At 74.3% G+C, this 21,301-nt stretch carries 17 protein-coding genes and 1 pseudogene; 9 read left to right on the top strand and 9 right to left on the bottom strand.

Translation table 11 applies throughout. From position 1 onward, the window contains the following. Positions 1-19: 19 nt before the first annotated feature. The gene (locus tag ACFV4F_RS01995) at positions 20-1,012 is read right to left on the bottom strand and encodes an ArsR/SmtB family transcription factor (RefSeq protein WP_380444630.1); all 993 of its coding nucleotides are present in this window, start codon (positions 1,010-1,012) and stop codon (positions 20-22) included. Positions 1,013-1,170: 158 nt separating this feature from the next. On the opposite strand from ACFV4F_RS01995, the gene ACFV4F_RS01990 reads away from it, so the two are divergent. Then, on the top strand, positions 1,171-2,553 hold the full coding sequence (locus ACFV4F_RS01990) for an alpha/beta fold hydrolase (RefSeq protein WP_380500113.1): 1,383 nt from the start codon (positions 1,171-1,173) through the stop codon (positions 2,551-2,553). Positions 2,554-2,640: 87 nt separating this feature from the next. Here ACFV4F_RS01990 and ACFV4F_RS01985 read toward each other — a convergent pair whose 3' ends face one another. The 4 genes from ACFV4F_RS01985 to ACFV4F_RS01970 all read right to left on the bottom strand — a co-directional run bounded on the left by ACFV4F_RS01985 (position 2,641) and on the right by ACFV4F_RS01970 (position 6,998). Further along, positions 2,641-3,198, bottom strand: coding sequence for a hypothetical protein (locus tag ACFV4F_RS01985; protein ID WP_380500112.1), 558 nt, complete (start codon positions 3,196-3,198; stop codon positions 2,641-2,643). Further along, entirely contained in the window at positions 3,195-4,340 is a 1,146-nt protein-coding gene (locus ACFV4F_RS01980; RefSeq protein WP_380500111.1) for a serine hydrolase domain-containing protein, read from the bottom strand. The genes ACFV4F_RS01985 and ACFV4F_RS01980 overlap by 4 nt, the downstream gene beginning before the upstream one ends. Before the next feature lie 159 nt (positions 4,341-4,499). Next, positions 4,500-6,014 carry a glycosyl hydrolase family 18 protein gene (locus ACFV4F_RS01975; RefSeq protein ID WP_380500109.1) on the bottom strand — a complete coding sequence of 505 codons (1,515 nt, stop codon included), beginning with the start codon at positions 6,012-6,014 and terminating at the stop codon, positions 4,500-4,502. A 234-nt stretch (positions 6,015-6,248) separates the two neighbouring features. Further along, on the bottom strand, positions 6,249-6,998 hold the full coding sequence (locus ACFV4F_RS01970) for a TetR/AcrR family transcriptional regulator (protein ID WP_380493082.1): 750 nt from the start codon (positions 6,996-6,998) through the stop codon (positions 6,249-6,251). 106 nt (positions 6,999-7,104) lie between these two features. Here ACFV4F_RS01970 and ACFV4F_RS01965 point away from each other — a divergent pair, with 106 nt between their 5' ends. The 4 genes from ACFV4F_RS01965 (at position 7,105) to ACFV4F_RS01950 (ending at position 10,776) form a co-directional block, all read left to right on the top strand. Further along, positions 7,105-8,085, top strand: a complete 981-nt coding sequence (locus tag ACFV4F_RS01965; RefSeq protein ID WP_380500108.1) for an ATP-binding cassette domain-containing protein — start codon at positions 7,105-7,107, stop codon at positions 8,083-8,085. Next, positions 8,085-8,903, top strand: a complete 819-nt coding sequence (locus tag ACFV4F_RS01960) for an ABC transporter permease (RefSeq protein ID WP_380500107.1) — start codon at positions 8,085-8,087, stop codon at positions 8,901-8,903. The genes ACFV4F_RS01965 and ACFV4F_RS01960 overlap by 1 nt, the downstream gene beginning before the upstream one ends. 100 nt (positions 8,904-9,003) lie before the next feature. After that, positions 9,004-9,990 carry an aldo/keto reductase gene (locus ACFV4F_RS01955; protein ID WP_380500105.1) on the top strand — a complete coding sequence of 329 codons (987 nt, stop codon included), beginning with the start codon at positions 9,004-9,006 and terminating at the stop codon, positions 9,988-9,990. A 102-nt stretch (positions 9,991-10,092) separates the two neighbouring features. Beyond that, positions 10,093-10,776: a C39 family peptidase gene (locus ACFV4F_RS01950; RefSeq protein WP_380500104.1), complete on the top strand. Its 684-nt coding sequence runs from the start codon at positions 10,093-10,095 to the stop codon at positions 10,774-10,776. Here ACFV4F_RS01950 and ACFV4F_RS01945 read toward each other — a convergent pair. Beyond that, positions 10,766-11,620: a hypothetical protein gene (locus ACFV4F_RS01945; RefSeq protein WP_380444614.1), complete on the bottom strand. Its 855-nt coding sequence runs from the start codon at positions 11,618-11,620 to the stop codon at positions 10,766-10,768. The two genes, ACFV4F_RS01950 and ACFV4F_RS01945, sit on opposite strands and share 11 nt — an antisense overlap. 208 nt (positions 11,621-11,828) lie before the next feature. Between ACFV4F_RS01945 and rpe the strand changes: the two genes are divergently transcribed. Further along, positions 11,829-12,512 (top strand): ribulose-phosphate 3-epimerase, encoded by a 684-nt coding sequence (gene rpe / locus ACFV4F_RS01940; protein ID WP_380444613.1) that lies wholly within the window; start codon positions 11,829-11,831, stop codon positions 12,510-12,512. A gap of 94 nt (positions 12,513-12,606) precedes the next feature. Beyond that, positions 12,607-13,566 carry a pirin family protein gene (locus ACFV4F_RS01935; RefSeq protein ID WP_380500103.1) on the top strand — a complete coding sequence of 320 codons (960 nt, stop codon included), beginning with the start codon at positions 12,607-12,609 and terminating at the stop codon, positions 13,564-13,566. A 144-nt stretch (positions 13,567-13,710) separates the two neighbouring features. On the opposite strand, the gene ACFV4F_RS01930 is transcribed toward ACFV4F_RS01935, so the two are convergent. Beyond that, positions 13,711-15,195: an MFS transporter gene (locus tag ACFV4F_RS01930; RefSeq protein WP_380500102.1), complete on the bottom strand. Its 1,485-nt coding sequence runs from the start codon at positions 15,193-15,195 to the stop codon at positions 13,711-13,713. A gap of 24 nt (positions 15,196-15,219) precedes the next feature. Between ACFV4F_RS01930 and ACFV4F_RS01925 the strand changes: the two are divergent. After that, a pseudogene (locus ACFV4F_RS01925) lies at positions 15,220-16,137 on the top strand (helix-turn-helix transcriptional regulator); the annotation flags it as partial. Positions 16,138-16,241: 104 nt separating this feature from the next. On the opposite strand, the gene pabB reads toward ACFV4F_RS01925, so the two are convergent. Both pabB and ACFV4F_RS01915 read right to left on the bottom strand, forming a co-directional pair. Continuing rightward, positions 16,242-18,350 carry an aminodeoxychorismate synthase component I gene (gene pabB / locus ACFV4F_RS01920; RefSeq protein ID WP_380500101.1) on the bottom strand — a complete coding sequence of 703 codons (2,109 nt, stop codon included), beginning with the start codon at positions 18,348-18,350 and terminating at the stop codon, positions 16,242-16,244. Continuing rightward, positions 18,347-18,964, bottom strand: coding sequence for a methyltransferase domain-containing protein (locus tag ACFV4F_RS01915; protein ID WP_380500155.1), 618 nt, complete (start codon positions 18,962-18,964; stop codon positions 18,347-18,349). Before ACFV4F_RS01915 ends, pabB begins: the two co-directional genes overlap by 4 nt. 344 nt (positions 18,965-19,308) lie before the next feature. Here ACFV4F_RS01915 and ACFV4F_RS01910 point away from each other — a divergent pair, with 344 nt between their 5' ends. Beyond that, complete coding sequence (locus ACFV4F_RS01910; protein ID WP_380500100.1) at positions 19,309-21,249, top strand: helix-turn-helix domain-containing protein; 1,941 nt, start codon at positions 19,309-19,311, stop codon at positions 21,247-21,249. The last annotated feature ends 52 nt before the right edge of the window (positions 21,250-21,301 follow it).

Genomic DNA, 21,301 nt, shown 5'->3' with positions numbered 1-21,301 from the left:
CACGGGGGACGGCGAGGTGCTACGGGCGCGCCCCCGCCAGCTCCTCGCCGCGCGGCGTGCGCCGGTACAGCACCTCCCGGCCGCTGCGCACCCGGCTCACCAGCCCCGACCGGTGCAGCACGCCCAGGTGGTAGGAGACCGTGCCCGGGCTCAGGTAGTGCCGGTCCGCCAGCGCCGCCGTCGTGGCCGGGCCGACCAGCGCGGCGAGCAGGTCCGCCCGGGTCGGGCCGAGCAGCTGGGCCAGGGCCGGGCTGGGCTCCAGGCGGGCCGTCCGGCGGTCCGCGACCGGGTACATCAGCGTCGGCGCGCGGTGCACGCCGTCGATCGGATCCAGGATGACGTGGATCTCGCGGGTCACCAGCGTCGGCATCAGCAGCACCATCCGGGCCGGCAGCGCCACCGTGAGCCGGCTCTCCAGCCGGATCCGCCCCTGCGCCCAGGAGAGCTGCGGGGCCAGGGAGTTGATCAGGGCCCCGGTGCCGTACCGGGCGAGGAAGCGGCCCCGCCGGTCGATCTCGGCGTCGATGACCGCGCGGGCGTCCGGCCAGTACGGCGCGATCGCGAGCTCCCAGTAGCGGCCCAGTTCGTCCGCCGCCCGGTGCGCGAAGTACTTCGCGCCGCGGTCGATCGCCCGCTCGACGGCCTCCGGCAGCGGACGGCCCGTCAGACCGGCCTCCGGGCGGCCGTGCCGGACGGTGAGCAGCTCGCCGAGGACGCGCTCCGGCGGCGTGGCGCGGACGGCCGCCAGCTGCTCCGCGACCTCGGGCGCCGGGCCGCTCGGGTGCGGTGACAGGAAGTCGGGCAGGTAGCCGCCGTCCGTGTCCAGGGCCAGCCCGGCGAGCAGGTCCAGCCGCTCCCGGCGCAGCACCCGGCGGGTGCGGCTCACCCAGGCGTACGGGCCGGTGCGGGACGTCAGCCCGGAGGACATCAGCGTGTTGACCGCCTCGTGCAGCGGCGAGACGACGAACCGCGAGCGGGCCAGGCCGGTCGAGTCGATGGTGAGCGTGATCATCGGTGTCCTTCCCCCGTCGGACGGTTCCGCCGGCTCCGGGCCGCTTCCGGGGGCCGACGTTTCGAACCTGCTCGAATCCTTGCAGGAATCGTCGCGCCGCGGTGCCCCCGCGGCACAAGCTCGTCCTCGACAACCGGTACGGGGAAGGACGAACGAACATGACGAGAACGCGCGGCCGCGTCGCCGCCCTGCTGGGCGCCGTCGCGGTGGTCGCCGGGACGACGCTGGGCTCCCCGGCGGTCGCCGCCCCGGGCGGTGCGGGCGGCGGGCTCACCGGGCAGGCGCCCTGTGCGGGCAGCCCCGGCTTCACCTGCGGCACGCTCACCGTCCCGCTCGACCACGGCGGCGACACCCCGGGCACCCTCGACCTCCGGGTCGCCGTCGGCGGCAACACCGACGCGCCCAAGGGCGACCTGCTGTTCCTCACCGGCGGTCCCGGCCAGCCCGGCGTCCCGCTGGTCAACCGGATCGTGGGCCGGCTGGCACCGGTCCTCAAGGACTACCGCCTGGTGATGTTCGACCAGCGCGGCACCGGCGGCAACGCCCTCCGGTGCCCGGAGCTCCAGGAGCAGATGGGCGCCTCCGACCTCGCCCCGCCCACCCCGAAGGCCGTCACCGACTGCGCGGCCGCGCTCGGCCCGGACCGGCGGTTCTACGGCACCGCCGACACCGTCGCCGACATCGACCGGCTGCGCCGCGCCCTCGGCGACAAGCGCCTCACGCTGGACGGCGTCTCGTACGGCACCTTCACCGCCGAGCGGTACGCGATGGCGCACCCCGCGCACGTCGCCCGGCTGGTGCTGGACTCCGTGGTGCCGCAGCAGGGCTACGACCCGCTCGACCCCGTCCCGTTGAAGGCCACCGCCCGGGTGCTCACCGCCGCCTGCGCGGCCACCGGGTGCACCACCGACCCGGCCGCCGACCTCGCGGAGACGGTCCGCCGCTACCACGACGGGCCCGACGTGCTCGACGCGATCACCAGCTTCGAGTTCGTCGACCCGGACTACCACGGGGTCCCGGAGGCGCTGCACGAGGCCGCCGCCGGGCGGCCCGCCATGCTCCAGCGCTACATCGACGGCGCGCACCAGGGCAACACGGCGCCCGCCGAGTTCCTGAGCCAGGGCCTGCACGCGAGCACCCTGTGCGCCGACGGGCACTTCCCGTGGGGCACCTCGGACACCCCGGTCGAGGGACGGGCGGCGGCACTGGCCGAGGCGAGGGACGAGCTGACCCCCGAGGAGACCTGGCCGTTCGACCCGGCCACCGCGACCGGGACGGGCACCCTGCTCACCTGCCTGGACTGGCCGCAGGAGGATGTGCCGGCGACGCCGTCGGAGCACCACAGGCTGCCGAACGTGCCGGTGCTGCTGCTCGGCGGCGACCGCGACCTGTCCACGCCGCTCGCCTGGACGTACCGGGAGGCGGAGATGGCGCACGACGCGCACGTCGTGGTCGTCCCCGGGGCGGCGCACGGGGTCCAGACCCGGGCGGCCAGCGACATCGGGCGGCAGGCGGTGTACGACTTCCTGCTCGGCGGCTGAGCCGCAGGGGCAGGGGATCCCGGACCGTTCCGCGCGGGGGCGGAACGGTCCGGGCCGGTCGTCGGGCCCCGAGCCGAAAGACGCGCCCTACGCGCCCCAGCCGTCGTCGGGCGTGGTGCGGTCGGGTCCGGGGCAGTCGGGGTGGTCGTAGCCCCACAGGCCGACCTTGTTCAACAGCCAGTCCTCGGACGGCGGTTCGCCGGCGCGATCGGAGCCTCCGCCCTCCGTGAGGACGAACGCGACCCGGACGTCCTCGGCCGGCGCCACCTCCAGGGTGCGCTGGCCGGGGATGTTCTCGTACGTCACCGTCTCCCACGTGCAGCCGGCCGCGGTGAGCGCGGCGACCAGCGCGGATTCCGTGACGTGCGTGTCGATCGTGCGCAACCCGCCATCAGGCAGCGGGAGTTCGAGCTCGCCGTGCCAGGCCGGGAGCGAGAGCGAGCGGAGTCGGCGGCAGCCGCAGAACACCGTCCACGCGTCACCCCAGCCGAAGGCGTGCGGCCAGCGGGTGTCCTTGTGGACGCGCCCGCAGTCGTACGGATCGCCGTAGCGGGCGGCGAGTTCGGGCAGCGGGGCGTCGTAGCGCAGCGGGCCGAGGCCGCCGGTGGCGGCCAGCTCGGTGAGCCCGGCGAGGAACGCCGTCACCCCAGGCACCCGCGGACCGCCTGGATCAGCCGGGTGGCGCGGGCGTCGCCGTGGCCGATCATCCGGTTCGCCACGTACCCGAAGCCGATGCCGAACTCGTCGTCGCCGAAGGCGAACTGGCCGCCGGCGCCGTCGTTGCCGAAGCTCCGCGGGCCGTACAGCGGGCGGAACGCGGGGGAGTCCAGCAGGACGCCGGAGCCCCAGCGGGCGCCCATGTCGAAGCCCAGGAAGCCCGCGCCGGAGGAGACTTCGCGCACCGCGTCGGTCACGGTGTCGTGCGACAGCAGGCGCTCGCCGCCGTCGAGGCCGGTGACGGCCGCCGCGTACAGGGCCGCGAGGCCGGTCGCGGAGGCGACGGCGCCCGCGCCCGGCAGCTCGATCGCGTGCAGGGCCGGGTCGTTCCAGCCGTGCGGCGCGTCGAGGCCGGGGAAGACGAGGGCGCCGTTCATCGTCACGATCCGGGTGAGCAGGTGCTCCGGGCCGGGCATCGGGCGGCGGCCGTCGGCCTCCACCAGCCGTGCCAGGTACGGGAGTTGCTCCTGCGGCAGGCCGATCCAGACCGGCAGGCCGCCGAGCGGCCCGGCGATCTCCTCGCGCAGGAAGGCGCCCGGGGTGAGGCCGGTGATCCGGCGGATCACCTCGCCGACCGCGAAGCCGAGCACGTGGCCGTGGTACTCGTACGTGGTGCCCGGCTCCCACAGCGGCGGCTGCTCCTCGATCGCCCGGACGACCGGCGCCCACGCGGCGATCTCCTCGAACGGGAGCACGGCGTCGAGCGCGGGCACACCGGCCCGGTGGCCGAGGACCATGCGGGTGGTGATGTCCTGCTTGCCGTTCCGCGCGAACTCCGGCCAGTAGCGGGCGATCGGGGCGTCGAGGTCGAGCCGGCCGCGCTGCGCGAGGAGGTGCGCGGCGATGCTCACGGCGCCCTTGGCGACGGAGAAGACCGGGACGACCGTGTCCCGCGTCCAGGCCCGGCCGGTGCGCTCGTCGGCGGTGCCGCCCCACAGCTCGACGACCTTGCGCCCGCCCGAGTAGACCGTGACGGCGGCACCGAGCTCGGGGAACTCGGCGAAGTTGCGGGCGAACTCGTCCGCGACGGGGCCGAAGCGTTCGTCGGCCCAACCCTCGTACTGCTGCATGGTGCCCCTCGTCGTACGGCCAAGATCGTCTACGGATCCACCGTACGGGAGGCGGCGTGCGGGTGCGACGGGTTTGTCGGGAGTGGGGCGCGCGGGGCGGATGGGGGGCTCGTTGCGTGGGGCGGGCGCCGCTGGGCAGCGGTGCCAGGCGGTGCGGTGCTAGGCGGTGCGGCCGGTGACGTAGAGCGGTTTCATGTCGATGACGGTCGAGGTCGCGATGTGCCCCAGCCCCTCGTGGGCGGCGTTGGTGAGCAGGCCGGGGTCGGCCTCGGCGTGCTCGGCGAACAGGCCGCCGAGGTTGCGCGCGCGGGCGTACTCGGCCTTGGCGCGGACGGAGCGCGGGGTGTCGAGGGAGACGTAGACGCCGCTGTCGGCGCTGTGGAGGTAGTCGGCGTCGGCGGTGGTGTCCGTGTACAGCTCGAAGCCGTTGCGCCCCCGGCCGCGTTCGAGGTCCAGGAAGTTGCGCAGCACGTCGGCGAAGTGGCTCACGCCGGGCCGGAAGGACCCGACGACCTCGCCCGGGCCCGCGTCGTACCGGCCCTTCAGGGGCGAGACGCGGTCGATCCGGGCCCGGCGGGCGTTGCGCGTGGTGGTGGCGTAGCCGAGGTGGACGCGGGTGGACCGCACGCGGGCCTCGTCGAGGAGGTACGTGACGGCCCCGTCGATGCTGTCCGCCAGGGGGCCCGCCGGGTCGTGGTGCAGGGCCGCGTGGTGTCCGAGGCCGGGGGACCAGGGGCTGCCGAAGGCGTCGAAGGACATCACGTCGAAGCGCTCGGCGCCCTCCTCGACCAGGACGGGGACGTTCATCGCCTTGAGCTGGGCGACGGCGGCGGGCACCGCGACGGCGATCGTCGCGGGCAGGCCGGCGGCGGACAGGGCCGACCTGGTCTCGCCGACGAGCGCGGCGTAGTCGGTGGCCTCCTTGCCGAGGCCGGGCCAGCGCCAGTCGAGGTGGAGGGTGGAGAACATGGGGAACTGTTCCAGGAGTTCGACCACGGACCGGGCGAACCGCTTCCGCGCGGCGGGGTCGGGCGTGAGGCGACGGAACGCCTCGCCCAGCTCCCAGCCGCCGACGTGCAGGCCGACGGCGAGGGCCGGGTCGCGGTCCTTGAGGCGCCGTGCGGCACCCAGCAGTCCCTGCGCCTTCCGCTCGTCGAAGAGGTCCCGGTAGTCGTTGGAGACCCAGCCCGCGAAGCCGTACCCCTGGTAGGCGGCGACCGCGCTCCACGGGTCGACGAAGACCACCGCGCCGCGCTCGGCCTCGGGGATCCCGAAGTCCTGGGCGGCCTGGGCGGTGGCGGCGGCCAGGCCGCCCTGGTCGCCGACGAGCCCGACGAGGCCGAGGACGATCTCGTCGAACGCACCGGGTGCCGCGTCGAGCCGGGCGAGGTCGGCGCCCGGACCGCCGTCCTGGACCGCACGGCCTTCCGGGTCGTCGGGGGCTTCGGTCAGGCGGGCGTCGTAGGCCCACGAGGTGTCCAGGAACCCGGACACGGTCTGGGAGCCGTTGCGGCGGTAGGAGTTGAACACCGGTTTGGCCACCCGGCAGGGGGTGTGGGACAGCCGGCCGTCGGTCGTCGCCGGGTCGAATCCGTTCCGCGCGTAGGTCCGCTCGGCCGCGCCGACGGCCCGTCCGTCGAGACCGGGGTCGGACGGGTGCACCAGCTCGCTCATGACGTGTTCTCCCTCCGGGGGCGGCCGTCACGGAGGACGCCCGCACCGGCGCCGGGCGTGACCGCACCCGTGCAGACTATGGGGGAACCGGGCGGGGCGAGGGACTTCCGCCGAACCGGTTGACGGGTCGCCGACACTGTGTACCCGGATCGACCCGGCCTTGCGGGCGGCCCCGGGGCCGTTGTCGCCGTGGTGGGCGCGGCAGGTACGGCGGCTGCGGGGGCTACGAGCGTCTTACGACGGCGGCGCCAGGATGGCGGTGATCACCCGATCCAGTGAGCGCTCGAAGGCGGTGGACGGGTCCGAGGGCGGGCCGGGGGTGGTGAAGGCCTGTGCCAGGTGCGGGTACTCGCCGCTCATCGCCGCCTGGGTGAGGTAACCGGCCAGCTCCGCCTGCCACTTGGCGCCGGCCGCCGCGGTCCGCTCGTACTGGGCGTACTGGCAGACGAAGCCGTTGAACAGGGCCATCGCCTCCATCCGGTCGCCGCCGCTGCGGCCGCTCGGGGCGGTGATGGCCAGGTAGTGGTCGGTGTAGCGCAGCGCGTTGGGGCCGATGCCGGGGCGGGCGAGGACCAGGGCGGGCAGCCAGGGGTGGCGGCGGCACAGGTCGAGCTGCCGGCGGCCGAGCCGGACGAGGTCGGTGCGGCAGTCGCCGGTGGGGGCGAGGGTCGCGAAGTCGTACTCGCCGGCCGCTGCGTCGAGCATCAGGTCGAGGAGGTGCTCCTTCTTCGGCACGTAGTTGTAGAGCGACATCGTGCCCGCGCCGAGGGCGGCGGCGACGCGGCGCATCGAGGCGGCGTCCAGGCCCTCGGCGTCCGCGATGGCGATCGCGGCGGCGGCGATGGACGCCCGGCTGTGGGCGGGCCGGGGGCCGCGGCCGGTGCGCTCGGGGCGCAGCCAGATCAGTTCGGGCGCGTCGGGGGGCGTCGGGGGCTCGCCGCGGCCCGGGGTGTCGCGGTTGTCGGGGGTGTTGCTGGACGGCACTGAAGATCACCTCGCTCACCCATCTTAGATACGTACGGCGTACGTAGTACGATGAGCCCGCACGCGCTTCTACGTACGCTGTACCTAGAGAAGGGTGGAGACAGCCATGTCCGACCGCTCCGACCACCGTGGGCCCGCCATCGAGATGGCGGGCGTGGCGAAACGCTTCGGCGCCACCGAGGCCCTGCGCGGCCTCGACCTCACCGTCCCGGCCGGCACCGTGTGCGGCCTCCTCGGCCCCAACGGCGCCGGCAAGACCACCGCCGTCCGCGTCCTCGCCACCCTCGTCGCCCCCGACCGCGGCACCGCCCGGGTCGCCGGGTTCGACGTCGCCCGCGAGTCCGAGGCCGTCCGGCGCGCGATCGGCCTGGCCGGGCAGCACGCCGCCGTCGACGAGGGCATCACCGGGCGCGACAACCTGCACCTGTTCGGCCGGCTGCACCACCTCGGCGGCCGCCGGGCGCGCGCCCGGGCCGACGAACTGCTCGACCGCTTCGGCCTCGCCGAGGCCGGCGACCGGCTCGTGCGCACCTACTCCGGCGGCATGCGCCGGCGCCTCGACCTGATCGCCAGCCTCGTCACCAGCCCGCCGGTGCTCTTCCTCGACGAGCCCACCACCGGGCTCGACCCGCGCAGCCGCCAGGAGATCTGGGACACCGTCAAGGAGTTGGCCGACGACGGCACCACCGTGCTGCTCACCACCCAGTACCTGGAGGAGGCCGACCGGCTCGCCGACGACATCGTCGTCGTCGACCACGGCGCCGCGATCGCCACCGGCCCGCCGGCCCGGCTCAAGGCGCAGATCGGCAGCCGGGTGTCCGTCACCATCGCGGACGCCTCCCAACTCGGCTCCGCCGCCGTCGTGCTGTCCCGGCTGTCCGGCGGGGACGCGCAGGTGGACGTCGCCGAGCGCCTGGTCACGGTGGTGACACCGCCGGGCGTCGACGTCCTGCTCCCGGCGCTGGTGCGGGAGTTGGACGGGAAGGGCGTCGTCGCGGAGGACGTCGCGGTCCGGGCGCCCTCGCTGGACGACGTGTTCCTCGCGCTCACCGCCACCCGCACCGCCGACCTGAGGAGGGTCGCCTGATGGCCGCCACGCACGCGGGCCCGGTCGCCGCCGGACCGTCCCGGCTCGTCACCGACACCGGGACGTCGATGCTCCGCATCCTGCTCAACTACCGCCACTCGCCGGGCCTGTTGGCCGCCTCGCTGGGCGTGCCGGTGATCATGGTGGTGGTCTTCGGGTACGTCTTCGGCAGCGCCATGCAGGTGCCGGGCGGGGGCGACTACCGGGAGTTCCTGATGCCCGGCCTGTTCGCCATGGTCGCCACCAACGGCATCATGCCCACCATGGTCGGCGCCGCCCGCGACGTCGGGCGCGGGGTCACCGACCGGCTGCGCTCGATGCCCGTCTCGCGCACCGGCCTCCTGCTCGGCCAGACCCTCGCCGACCTGCTGGTCAGCACCGTCGTGCTCGCGCTGCTGGCGGCCGTCGGACTGGCCGCCGGCTGGCGCGTCCGGCACGGATTCGCGGACGCGGCGGGGGCGTTCGGGCTGTTGCTGCTCTTCCGATTCGTCATGACGTGGGTGGGGACGTGCCTCGGACTCGCCGTCGGCAAGGAGGAGGCCGCCGGTCAACTCTCGGTCGCCGTCTTCCCGTTGGCGATGATCACCAACGCGTACGTGCCCACCGGCGGCATGCCGGGCTGGCTGCGGACCGTCGCCGACTGGAACCCGATCAGCGCGGTGGTCGAGGCGAGCCGGAGCCTGTTCGGCAACCCCTCGGCGCCCGGCGGCGCCTGGCCGATGCAGCACGCCGTGCTCGCCTCGCTGCTGTGGAGCGCGGCCCTGCTCGTGCTCTGCATGCCGCTGGCCGTACGGAAGTTCGCCACCCACGGGCGCTGAGGCGGCGCGGGCGCCGAGAGTGTGAGCACGGGCGGGTGCTGACCCGCCGGTCCGGTGAAGGTGCTGGACACCCGTGCCGGTGCGACCGAAGGTGGACGCCATGGAGTACACCCACCTCGGCCGCACCGGCCTGACCGTCTCCCGCCTCTGCCTGGGCACCATGAACTTCGGCCCGCACACCGAGGAGTCCGACGCCCACCGCATCATGGACGCCGCCCACGACCGGGGCATCAACTTCTTCGACACCGCCAACGCCTACGGCCGCGACCCCGAGGGCAACCTCAAGGGCCGCACCGAGGAGATCATCGGCCGCTGGTTCGCGCAGGGCGGCGGGCGCCGGGAGCGGACCGTCCTCGCCACCAAGGCCTATGCCGCGATGGGGGACTGGCCCAACGAGGGCAAGCTCTCCGCGCTCGCCGTCCGGCGGGCCGTCGAGGCGAGCCTGCGGCGCCTGAACACCGACCACATCGACCTCTACCAGATGCACCACATCGACCGGGACACGCCCTGGGAGGAGATCTGGCAGGCGATGGAGGTCCTGGTCGCCCAGGGAAAGATCATCTACGTCGGCTCCAGCAACTTCGCCGGCTGGCACGTCGCCCAGGCCCAGGAGGCCGCCCGCAACCGCCACTTCCTCGGCCTGGTCAGCGAGCAGTCCCTGTACAACCTGCTGGACCGCACCGTCGAACTGGAGGTCGTGCCGGCCCTCCAGCACTACGGCCTCGGCCTCCTGCCGTGGTCCCCGCTGCGCAGCGGGCTGCTCGGCGGGGCGCTGCGCAAGGAGCGCGAGGGCACCCGCGTGCGGGCGGCGCTCGCACACGCCGACGACCTCCTGGCCACCCACCGCGACCGCATCCAGGCCTACGAGGACCTCGCCGACGAACTCGGCGTCGAGCCCGCGGAGCTCGCCCTCGCCTGGCTCCTCGGCCGCCCGGCCGTCACCGCCCCGATCATCGGCCCGCGCACCCCGGAGCACCTCGACTCGGCGATCCGGGCCCTGGACGTCGAGCTCGACCGCAAGACCCTCGACCGCCTCGACGACCTCTTCCCTGGCCACCGCCCGGCCCCGGAGGACTACGCCTGGTAGGCGCTCGGCGCGGTCCCGCCCCGGTCGTGGCGGCCGGGGCGGGACGGTGTGGCCTCGCGTGTGGCGCTCGCGTGGGGCGGTGGGGCGTGAGAGCGTCGGGGGATGGGTGACGAGGCGGTTGTGCACGACGTGCCGTACTACGCGCAGTGGGAGTCGGCGGAGCTCGTGCGGGAGATCGTCGGCGGGGCGCTGGACGCCGCCGACGATCCGCGGTGGGGGCAGTCCGGGGCGGCCACGCCGGAGGAGTACGGCTGGTGGTCGTGGCGCCTGTGCGGGGTGGCCTGCCTGCGGATGGCGCTCGACTTCTGGTGGGGCCTCGCGCCCCCGGCGCTCGTGCTCGCCCGGGAGTGCGAGGCGGCGGGCGCGTACGTCCGGGAGGGCGACGGCCTGCGCGGGCTGATCCACGTACCGTTCGCCACCCACGTCCGGGAACGGTGGGGACTGGCCGCCGAGGCGCGGGAGTTGGCGCCCGGGGAGATCGCGGCCGAGGTGGCCGGCGGGCGGCTGCCGATGCTGTCGGTGCACCCGTCGATCCGTGAGCCGGAGGGGCCGGACCCGGTCCGCCGCGGCGGGCACCTGGTGCTGGCGGTGGGGGCCACGAGCACGGCGCTGGTGATCCACAACCCGTCCGGGTTCCCGGGCGGGTCGCAGTCCTTCGCGCACGTGCCGTGGCGGGACTTCGGACGCTTCTTCGCCGGACGGGGGATCGTCCTCGGCCCGCCGGGCGAGTCCGGTGAGTCCGGCCCGCCCGGCGAGTCCGGTCAGTCCGAGGGCGTCAGGGCCTGATGCTCGGCAGCCCGAGCAGGTCGACCGGCAGTTCGCCGCGACACAGCGCCGAGATCGGCTTCAACGCGGCCGCCAGCCGGTCGAGTTCGCGGCGCGGGTAGTCCTCCCACACCCGGGCGGCGGCCAGGTCGGTCGCGGCCTCCAGGGACTGGTGCCGGATCCGGCCGAGCTCGGTGACCGCGCCGTCCGCCGTCAGCCAGCCCCGCTCGACCAGCCGCTCCGCGGCGGCCTCCCACTCCTCGTCCGTCCACCCGCGCCGCGGCTGGAGGTCCTCGCGCCGCACGTCCAGCGCGCAGCGGACGACGAGCGCCTCGCAGCCGTCCAGCCCGGCCGTGACCAGCGCGGCGACGTGGCCGTCCCCGCGGTGCTCGCGCATGACGGTCGCGGCCTGCCACAGCCGCCCGTAGCGGTCGGCCGGCCGGGGGAGCGCGGCGTTGGCGGCGGCCAGGACGCGCCCGGCGCAGTCCAGCCGTGCCGCCGCCCGCTCCAGCGCGTCGGCGGCCAGCTCGACCTGGGCCGGGTCGACGTGCTCCAGCACCCGGGCCAGCGCCGCGGACGACCCCTCGGCCCGCGCGGCCAGGGCCTTCTCCGGGCCGGCGTGCGTCCACACCTCGGGCACCGCGCGCTCGACGACCGCCGGCGCGAAGCTGAAGAACGCGGCGATCACGGGCGGCGCGTCCACCGCGCCCAGCGGCGCGGCCCGGCTGGCGAAGTAGCCGCGCCACCCGCCCCGCAGTCCGGCCGCCTCGAAGGCCGCCTGGCCCTCGGGCGAGAAGTACGTGAGGGAGTGCACCGGTTCGAAGAGCCACCAGAGAGAACGGGCGGGGTGGACGAGATCGGCCATCGGGAGACCCTCCTTGAACGGGGGTGGGACGGGTCGGGGCGTCGCTCCAGTGCTGATGACCACGGCGGCGGCCGCGGTAACCCCACCCCGGGTGTGATGACGGTCACGCGGGCGACCGCGCGGTGCGCGGGCCGGTGCCGGCGCGCGAGATGATGGGGCGGGGTGCCCGGCACGGTGGCGCCCGAGCCCTCGTGTGAAGGTATTGGTAATGGCGCAGATCAACCCCAGCATCCTGTCCGCGGACTTCGCCCGTCTCGGCGAGGAGGCCGAGGCCGTCCGGGGCTCGGACTGGCTGCACGTCGACGTCATGGACAACCACTTCGTGCCCAACCTCACCCTGGGCGTCCCCGTCGTCGAGTCGCTCGCGCGCGCCACCGACATCCCGCTCGACTGCCACCTCATGATCGAGGACCCGGACCGCTGGGCCCCGCAGTACGTCGAGGCCGGCGCCGGCTCGGTCACCTTCCACGCCGAGGCCGCCGCCGCGCCCGTCCGCCTCGCCCGCGAGATCCGCGCCAAGGGCGCCCGCGCCTCCATGGCCCTCAAGCCCGCCACCCCGATCGAGCCCTACGAGGACCTGCTGCCCGAGCTCGACATGCTGCTGATCATGACCGTCGAGCCCGGATTCGGCGGCCAGGCCTTCCTGGACATCATGCTGCCGAAGATCCGCCGCACCCGGGAGCTGATCGCCAAGCACGGCCTCGAACTGTGGCTCCAGGTCGACGGCGGCGTGTCCGCGAGCACCATCGAGCGCTGCGCCGAGGCCGGCGCGGACGTCTTCGTCGCGGGCTCGGCCGTCTACGGCGCGCAGGACCCGGCCGAGGCCGTCCGCAAGCTGCGCGACCTGGCGACCGCCGCCACCACCGACGCCTGGTGGGCCTGCGCGCACTGAGTCCGCGTCGCGGGCGCGGATACCGGGTGCGCTGAGGGACGATCACTGACGAACGTCTCTCATCGCCCCTCTCCGTACGGTGGTGGACCCGCACATGAGCAACCTCGACCGCAAGCCCGTCCCGACCGCCTGCGGTCGGGAGGCCGGCGGCGGCCCGGTGAAGGAACTCCTCACCGGGCGCCGCGTCCCCCTCGGCGAGAGCACCGTGGTGCGGCGCCTGCTCCCCAACCTGGGCCGCCGGATGGTCGGCGCCTGGTGCTTCGTCGACCACTACGGCCCCGACGACATCGCCGACGAGCCCGGCATGCAGGTCCCGCCCCACCCCCACATGGGCCTGCAGACGGTCAGCTGGCTGCACCAGGGCGAGGTGCTGCACCGCGACAGCCTCGGCAGTCTGCGGACCGTCCGCCCGTACGAACTGGGCCTGATGACCTCCGGCCGGGCCATCTCGCACTCCGAGGAGTCCCCCCGCCCGCACGCCCGCCACCTGCACGGCGCGCAGCTCTGGGTGGCCCTGCCCGACGCCCACCGGCACACCGCCCCGGCCTTCGAGCACCACCCCGACCTGCCGGTCGTCACGGCCCCGGGCCTGAACGCCACCGTCGTCCTCGGCACCCTGGACACCGCGACCTCGCCCGGCACCACGTACACCCCGCTCGTCGGCGCCGACCTCGCCCTCACCGCCGGCGCGGACCTCCGGCTTCCGCTGGTCCCGGACTTCGAGTACGCCGTCCTCGCGATGTCCGGCGGCGTCGACGTCGACGGCGTCCGCGTCGAACCCGGCTCGATGCTCTACCTGGGCTGCGGCCGCCCCGAACTCCCGCTGCTCGCCCGCACCGACGCCGCCGTCCTGCTGCTGGGCGGCGAGCCCTTCGACGAGAAGATCGTCATGTGGTGGAACTTCATCGGCCGCTCCACCGAGGACATCGCCCGGGCCCGCGCCGACTGGATGACCACCGACCGCTTCGGCACCGTCCACGGCTACGCCGGCGACCGCCTGCCCGCCCCGGAACTGCCCGCCACCCCGCTGAAGCCCAGGGGGCGCGAGCGGTGAGCCGGGCCGGCCGTTCCGTCCCGTCCCAGGGGGCGCATGCGAAACGCTCGGACGGGAAGTCCCGGCCGAGCATTCCGCACGAACCCGCCGCGGTCCGGCCGGATCGGCCGCTCGCGCGGCAACGACCCCCGGGGACCGCCGGGTTCAGGATTTCCGGGGGCGGGGCAGCTTCATCGACGCGACGGCGCTGAGCAGGGCGCCCGCGGCCACCAGCATCGCGGTGACGAACATGGCGTGGGCCGACGGGTTCGCCCCCTGGCCGTCGGCGGTGCCCAGGAACACGCTGCCGTAGGTCGCGATACCGAGGACCTGGGCGATCTGGGCCGAGGTGGTCATCACGCCGCTGGCGTCCGACGCGTCGGCGGGGACGACCCGGGCCAGCGAGACGGTCAGCAGCGGGCTGGTGATGTAGCCCATGCCGAGGCCCACCACCAGCTGCAGCAGCGGCAGCGCGACGCCGCCGTGCCCGCCCGAGCGCACGGCGAAGCCGATGCCGAAGTGGCCGACGGCCGTGACGGTGCACGCGATGACGATCATCTGGCGGTGCCACCGGGCCGGGACCTTCTGCCAGGTGAGGCTGCCGGTGGCGACGCCGAGCGCGAGCGGCGCGAAGGTCAGGCCGGTGCGGGTGGCGGACTCGCCGAGCCCCGACTGCATGTGCTGCGAGAAGGAGAACAGGAAGCCCGCGTAGCCGGCCATCGCGAGGAACATGGCGCTCGCCCCGGGCAGCAGGCCGGGCGTCTTCAGGACCCGGCCGGGGATCAGCGGCGAACCGCCACGGCGCGCCACCGAGCGCTCGACGATCGCGAAGGCGGCGAACACCGGGACGGAGAGGACCAGGGAGACCACCATCCAGGCCGGCCAGTGCTGTTCGTGGCCGAGCACCAGCGGGATGACCAGCAGCAGCAGCGCGGCGGTCAGCGTGATCAGCCCGGGGATGTCGAGGCCCTTGGGGTTCTCGGGCCGGCCCTTCGGCAGCACGCGCAGCCCGGCGGCCACCAGGACCACCCCGACCGGCACGTTGATCAGGAACACCGGGCGCCAGCCCGTGCCGAACAGGTCGGCGCTGACCAGCAGTCCGCCGGCGACCTGGCCGACCACGACGCCGAGGCCGATGGTGGCCGCGTACAGGCTCAGCGCCCGGGCCCGGGCGGCGCCCTCGAACTTCAGCTGGATCAGGCTGTAGATCTGCGGCATCATCATCGCCGCGCCGACGCCCTGGACCACCCGGGCAGCGATCAGGGTGCCCTCGTCGGGCGCCAGTCCGCAGGCGAGCGAGGCCACGGTGAACGTGACGAGTCCGGCCAGGAAGACCGTCCGGAAGCCGTTGCGGGCACCGAGACGGGCGCCGGTGACGAGCAGCGTGGCGTACGCGATCGTGTAGCCGGAGACGATCAGCTGGAGGGCGGACCCCGTGGTGCCGAGGTCGGTCCGGATGGTCGGGGTGGCGACGTTGACGATCGTCGAGTCGAGCAGGGCCATGAAGACCGCACCCAGCAGGACCACCAGCATCTGGTTGTTCCGGCGGGTCTGTGCGGCCGCGTCGGGGGCCGGGAGCGCGGTCTCCGGCTCTGCGGGGGGCGTGGGCCGGGCGGCTGCTGCCGCCCGCTCCTGAGTCTTCTCGGTCATGGCAGCGATGATCCCGGCGGCCCCGTGGGGGGTACCAGATATCCAGTGATCCTGGAACCGGGAGTACCCGGCTACCCGGATCGGCCCGTTGTCCAGCAGAATCGTGCGGTGACCCGACCGACCGACGGCCCCCCTCCGACCGCCGAGGCCCAGCGACGCGCGGAGCTGGGCGCGTTCCTGCGGCTCCGACGCGAGCGCATCAAGCCCGAGGACGTCGGACTGTCACCCGGCCCGCGGCGGCGCACGCCCGGCCTGCGCCGCGAGGAGGTCGCGGAGCTCTCGGGGATCGGTGCGGCCTGGTACACCTGGCTGGAGCAGGGGCGGCGGATCAACCCGAGCGTCCAGGTGCTCGACGCGATCGCGCGCACGCTGCGGCTCGACCGGGCCGAGCGCGGTCACCTCTACCGGCTCGCGGCCGTGCCGGCCGTGCCGCTGGACGCCTCGGCGCGGCTCGCCGACCCGGCCGAGAACCAGGCCATCCTGGACGCGCTGAACCCGTTGCCGGCCTGCATCGTGACCGCACGTTACGACGTGCTCGCGTTCAACGACGCGTACGGGGCGCTCGATCCGGCGATCGTGCTGCTGCCGCCGGGGGAGCGGAACGTGCTGTGGCACCTGTTCACGGTCGAGCGGCGGCTCCAGCCGCTCGTGGAGTGGGAGAACGAGACAGCCGTCATGGTGGCCCAGCTGCGGGCCGAGTTCGGCCACCGGCTCAAGGACCCGCACTGGGGCGACTTCGTGCGGCAGCTCGGGGAGGCCAGCCCGCGCTTCGCCGAGCTGTGGGCCAGGCACGAGGTCGCCGCGTCGAACACCCGGCGCAAGTCGTTCTGGAGCGTGGACGGCGAGCGGCTGAGCGTGATCACCAACGCGTTCACGACGGCCTCCGCGCCCGACACGAAGATGTGGATCCACACGCCCGACGGCCCGGAGACCAGGCGGCTGCTGGAGGACCTGGTCGGCCGGTACCGGGAGGCGGGCCCCGCCGCGCTGCTGGCCGCCGGACGGCGCACCAGCCGCGGCGCGCCCGACCCCGGGGGCGCGCCGGCTCAGCCGTGCGCCGAGGGCGGCCGGCGGCCGGGGAACGCGGATCCGGTCAGCCGGAGCAGCGGGGCCGACTTGACCGCCGTCTCCTCGAACTCGGCCTCCGGGTCCGACAGTGCGACGATCGCCCCGCCGACCCCGTAGCGCACGCGCCCCGGTGTGACGACCGCCGTGCGGATCGCGACGCTCAGGTCGGCCGCGCCGGACAGCGAGAAGTAGCCGATGGCGCCGGAGTAGATGCCGCGCGGCCCGGCCTCCAGCCGGTCGATGACCTCCATGGTCCGCAGCTTGGGGGCGCCCGTCATCGAGCCGGCGGGGAACGCGGCCCGCACGCAGTCCACGGCGGTGCGGTCCCGCCGGAGCCGCGCCCGCACCGTGCTCACCAGCTGGTGGACGGTCGCGTAGGTCTCGACGTCGAAGAGGCCCGCGACCTCGACCGAGCCGATCTCGGCGTGCCGCCCGAGGTCGTTGCGGACCAGGTCGACGATCATCAGGTTCTCCGCGCGGTCCTTCTCGTCCGCCCGCAGCCCCGCCACGATCGCGGCGTCCTCCTCGGGCGTCGCGCCGCGCGGCCGGGTGCCCTTGATCGGCTTGGACTCCGCGACGCCGTCCGCCCCCACGCGCAGGAAGCGCTCCGGCGAGGTGCTGAGCACCGCGAGCGGGCCGAAGCGGAGCAGTGCCGCGTACGGGGCGGGGCTGAAGCGGCGCAGCACGCGGTAGCCCTCCCACGGGTCGAGGTCGCCCCCGGCCTCGGCGACGTTGGTCAGGCAGACCTCGTACGTCTCTCCGGCGGCGATCTCCTCGTGGCAGGAGCCGATCAGCCGCAGGTAGGCGTCGCGGTCGTGGCGCAGCCGGACGGCGGACCGCGGAGCGGGTGGGACGGGGTCCGCGGCCGGGCGGCCGGCCACGGAGGCCAGGGCCCGTGCGGTGGTCTCCAGCCAGGACCTGGCCGGGGCCTCGTCCTCGTCCTCCGCCAGCGCCAGCAGGTAGGTGGTGCGGGTGAGGTGGTCCAGGACGACCGCGCGATCGGCGAACACCATGGTGGCGTCGGCGTCCTCGGCCCGGTGGGCCGCCCCGGCACCGCACTGGGCCTTCAGCTCGTACCCGAGGTATCCCACCCAGCCGAGCGCGAACTCGAAGGGCAGGCGGGGGAGTTCGGTGCGGATGCCGCGGAGGTCGCGGTCGATCCAGTCGAGGAAGTCGCCGGTGACGGTCCGTGAGCCGGTGGCGGAGCGCACGGTGACGGTCCGGCTCCGGACGTCGGCCTCGGCGATCCGCGCGAGCGGGCCGGAGGCGTCCCCGAGGACGGAGAACCGGCCCGCGCCGCCGTCCGGCCGGCTGCTGTCCAGCCAGAACGCGGTGTCGGCGGCGCCGAAGAGCCGCTGGAACGCGACCTCGTCGACCCAGTCGGTCCGGAGGCGGTCCACGAGGACCCGGAGCCGTCGGGTGCCGCCCCGGTCCGCCGGGTCCGCCTGGTCCGCCGGGCGCGGCGCGGGAGCAGGCGGCGACGGGCGGACCGCCGTGCCCCGGGCCGCGTGCCACTCCCGGCTCAGCCGGGTGAAGTTGGCGAGTAGTTCATGGCCGAACCGGGTGAGGACCGACTCGGGGTGGAACTGCAGTCCCCAGATCGGCCGGTGCCGGTGCCGGTGTCCCATCAGCACGCCGTCGGGCGTCCGGGCGACGGCCTCCATTTCGTCCGGCAGTTCGGACACGGTCAGCGAGTGATAACGCACCGCCTCGAACGGGGACGGGAGTCCGTGGAACAGGCCGCGGCCGTCGTGCAGGACGGGCGAGGTGCGGCCGTGCCGTGGTTCCGGGGCGCGGGTGACGGTGCCGCCGTGCAGCAGCGCCGCCCCCTGGTGGCCGAGGCAGATGCCGAGCAGCGGGATGTCGCCCTGCTCGACGATGTCGCGGCAGATTCCGAAGTCGGCCGCCCGGGCCGGATCGCCCGGTCCGGGGGAGAGTACGACGTTGTCGAACCCGGAGAGCCGGGACAGGTGCCAGGACGGGTCGTCGTTGCGGATCACCACCGGCTCGGAGCCGTTCACCCGGGCCAGGCAGTGGTAGAGGTTGAAGGTGAAGGAGTCGTAATTGTCGACGAGTAGAGTTCTCATGACGGTTCGGCGACGGAGATCTCCAGGAGAACGTGCTCGACCAGGTCGTCCCCTTCGCGCACCCGGAGGCTGCGGAGTTCACGGACTTCCCGGCCGTTTTCGGCGGCGATCGCATTCAGTCGGGCGGTGTTCCCGCGATTGCTGAAATGCAGCAGGATTCTCCCGTTCTCGGTCAGGAATGACGGGGCGTCGGCCAGGAATCTGCGGTGGTCCCGGTAACCGGGGTCCACGTAGGCGCGTTCGTGGATCGTTTTGTGCCGGTATTCCGGCGGGGCCAGTACGAGGTTGGAGTGCCAATAGACGGTGTCGAACCTCCGGCCGGCCGGAACGTTCTCGAAGAGGTCGCTGTGCACGACGGTCAGCCGGTCCGCCACGCCGTGCCGTTCGGCGTTCATCACGGTGTTCCGGACGGCCGGTTCGCTGATGTCCAGGGCCGTCACGCGTTCGCAGCCCGCCAGTGCGGCGGACACGGCGATGATGCCGGTGCCGCAGCCGACCTCCAGGAACGAGCCGGGTCCGGACGTTTCGGGTGTCCCGGATGTTCCGGGCGTCCCGCCCAGACCGAGCAGTTCCAGGGCGATCCCGGACGACACCGAAAAAGGCGGCGCGAACACCTCGTCCAAAAGGTCCCATTCGCGCCCGGCCAGGGTGAAGGTGTTGCGCCGGTCGGCGTGGAGCCGCGCGGCCCGGCTGCGGGCGAGTGAACGCCCGTAGTCCGTGAGCCTATTCATATGTCCCCCGTTGTCATGCGAGCGGGCACCGCTCCCGCGGTGCCCGCCTGGAATTGTTCCCCTCGCCGGCCGCTTCCGGGAAGGTGGCGGGGTGACAGCGTGCCGTGTTCGGTGCGGTGTCCCGGTCACTACGGGCGTGTTAAATCGCAGGCCAGCGCCTTGACCCCCCTCTTGCGTGGCGCCTACTCTCGGTGTAGATGATCTTCACCGGCTGTGGAGGGGGAACCATGCCGTTGGATTCCGGGTTCGCGGACGCGCCTGCCCTGGCGATTCTCGAACTGCTCGCCGCGGAGGCGCCGCTGGGCCGCTTCCACGAGTTGCTGTACCGCGCCGCGGAGCCGGGCGGGGAAGGGATGCCACCGGGCCGGCGCGCGGAGCTCGAACGGGCCGTCCGGCTGGGGCTGAGGATCCACGCCTCGCTCGACCAGCGCCGGCAGCGGGAGGCGGCCACGGCGGCCCTGGTGGACATGATCCACGACATGACCGCCCCGTACGACCCGGACACCCTGCTGAAGGTCATCACCAGCCGGACCCGTCGGCTGCTGGGCTTCGACATGGCCTACATCAGCCTGCCGCTGCCCCGGGGCGGGTCGTACGTCCACTGCTCGGAGGGCCAGACCACGACGCTCAACGTGGGCCTGGTGGTCGAGGAGCACCACGGCCTCGGCCAGATGGCGCAGGGGCAGGGCGGCGCGTTCTGGTCGCCGGACTACCTGAACGACGACCGGATCCCGCACAGCGAGCAGATCGACGAGGTGGTCCGCGCCGAAGGGCTGCGCGCGGTGATCGCGGTGCCGATCCAGGTGGGGGCGGACTCCATCGGCGCCCTCTACGGCGCCGACCGCGTCGTGCGGCACTTCACGCCCGACGAGATCAGCCTGATGCGCTCCCTGGCGGACTTCGCGGCGGTGGCGCTGGAGCGGGCCAGGCTGCTGGACCGCACGCGGCTGGAGATCGCGGAGCTGGAGTCGGCGGGCGCCCGCGCGCGCGACACGATCGCGCGGACCCGTGAGCTGGCCGACGCCCGGATCCGGCTGGCCGACCAGGTGCTGAACGGCTGCGACCTGCACGTGGTCGCCAGGACGGCCGGGGAGGCGCTGGGCGCCACGCTCGCGGTCGGTGACGCGCACGGGCAGGTGCTCTCCTCCACCGGGGAGGTGCCCGGCCTCGCGGAGGTGCTGACCGGCCGGGCGGCCCTGGAGGCGCACGCGGCGAGGGCCCCGGTGAGCCCGGCGCAGGACGTCTGGGTGGCCCCGGTCGGTGCCGGCGTCGAGGACCTGGGGGTGGTGGTGGCCCGGTTCGCGCGACCGCTCGGCCCCGACGAGGAGAGCTTCCTCGCCTTCGTCGGACGGGCGGTCGCGCTGCAACTCGTGGGGCAGCGCAGCGTGCCCGCGACGGCCGGGCCGGGACGGGACGAGTTCTTCGACGTCCTGCTCGCGACACCCCTCCAGCCTTCGAGTCAACTCGTCTATCAGGCAGGACAGTTCGGGATCGACCCGGAAGGCCCGCATGTCGTCGTGGTGGCCCGGCCGGAGGGCGGCGAGCACGGGAAGGCCGCGGTGTGGGCCGCGTCGTACGCGTACCGGCGGTCCGGGCTCAAGACGGTGCGTGACGGCTGCGTCGTGCTGCTGCTGCCCGGTACGGACGCCTCGGCCGCCGCCCGTTCGGTCTCCAAGGAGCTTTCCCCACTGCTGCGGCAGCCCGTCACCGTCGGCGCGGCCGGTCCGGCCACCGGGCTCGCGTCGGTCGCCAGGGTGCACCAGGAGGCGGTGCGCTGCCTGGACGCGCTGACGGCGCTGGACGGCACGGGGAGCGCCGCGGCGATGGCCGACCTCGGCTTCCTGGGGCTGCTGCTCTCCGACGACCACGACGTCGAGGGGTTCGTGGCCTCGCTCCTCGGCCCGCTGCTGGAGCACGACACCGAGCGCGCGACCAGTCTGATCGCCACCCTGGAGGCCTACTTCGCCTCGGGCGGCAGCCCCACCCGGGCGGCCGAGGACCTGCACGTCCACCCCAACACGGTGGCCCGCCGCCTGGACCGGATCACCGAACTCCTGGGCCCCGCCTGGCAGCAGCCCGGACGCACGCTCGAAGTCCAGCTCGCGCTGCGCCTGCTGAGGGCCCGGGAGGTCCTGTGGCGGCAGCGGGACACCGTGCTGGCGCCGTAGCGGGGGCGGGGGTCCGGCCGGCGGCCGGGAGGCGTCCGGCCTCCCTGTCTCG

It is taken from the genome of Kitasatospora sp. NPDC059722, assembly GCF_042733235.1.
Classification (GTDB): Bacteria; Actinomycetota; Actinomycetes; order Streptomycetales; family Streptomycetaceae; genus Kitasatospora.
Note: the sequence above shows the minus strand (reverse complement) of the source record. Positions and strands in the feature narration are given on the sequence as shown.

Bases quoted from the DNA above. Each gene is read 5' to 3' on its own strand.
- ACFV4F_RS01990 (WP_380500113.1), top strand. From the start codon at position 1,171: ATGACGAGAACGCGCGGCCGCGTCGCCGCCCTGCTGGGCGCCGTCGCG.
- ACFV4F_RS01995 (WP_380444630.1), bottom strand. From the start codon at position 1,012: ATGATCACGCTCACCATCGACTCGACCGGCCTGGCCCGCTCGCGGTTC.
- pabB (WP_380500101.1), bottom strand. From the start codon at position 18,350: ATGAGAACTCTACTCGTCGACAATTACGACTCCTTCACCTTCAACCTC.
- rpe (WP_380444613.1), top strand. From the start codon at position 11,829: ATGGCGCAGATCAACCCCAGCATCCTGTCCGCGGACTTCGCCCGTCTC.
- ACFV4F_RS01950 (WP_380500104.1), top strand. From the start codon at position 10,093: ATGGGTGACGAGGCGGTTGTGCACGACGTGCCGTACTACGCGCAGTGG.
- ACFV4F_RS01975 (WP_380500109.1), bottom strand. From the start codon at position 6,014: ATGAGCGAGCTGGTGCACCCGTCCGACCCCGGTCTCGACGGACGGGCC.
- ACFV4F_RS01960 (WP_380500107.1), top strand. From the start codon at position 8,085: ATGGCCGCCACGCACGCGGGCCCGGTCGCCGCCGGACCGTCCCGGCTC.
- ACFV4F_RS01965 (WP_380500108.1), top strand. From the start codon at position 7,105: ATGTCCGACCGCTCCGACCACCGTGGGCCCGCCATCGAGATGGCGGGC.
- ACFV4F_RS01930 (WP_380500102.1), bottom strand. From the start codon at position 15,195: ATGACCGAGAAGACTCAGGAGCGGGCGGCAGCAGCCGCCCGGCCCACG.
- ACFV4F_RS01955 (WP_380500105.1), top strand. From the start codon at position 9,004: ATGGAGTACACCCACCTCGGCCGCACCGGCCTGACCGTCTCCCGCCTC.
- ACFV4F_RS01980 (WP_380500111.1), bottom strand. From the start codon at position 4,340: ATGCAGCAGTACGAGGGTTGGGCCGACGAACGCTTCGGCCCCGTCGCG.
- ACFV4F_RS01935 (WP_380500103.1), top strand. From the start codon at position 12,607: ATGAGCAACCTCGACCGCAAGCCCGTCCCGACCGCCTGCGGTCGGGAG.
- ACFV4F_RS01910 (WP_380500100.1), top strand. From the start codon at position 19,309: ATGCCGTTGGATTCCGGGTTCGCGGACGCGCCTGCCCTGGCGATTCTC.
- ACFV4F_RS01945 (WP_380444614.1), bottom strand. From the start codon at position 11,620: ATGGCCGATCTCGTCCACCCCGCCCGTTCTCTCTGGTGGCTCTTCGAA.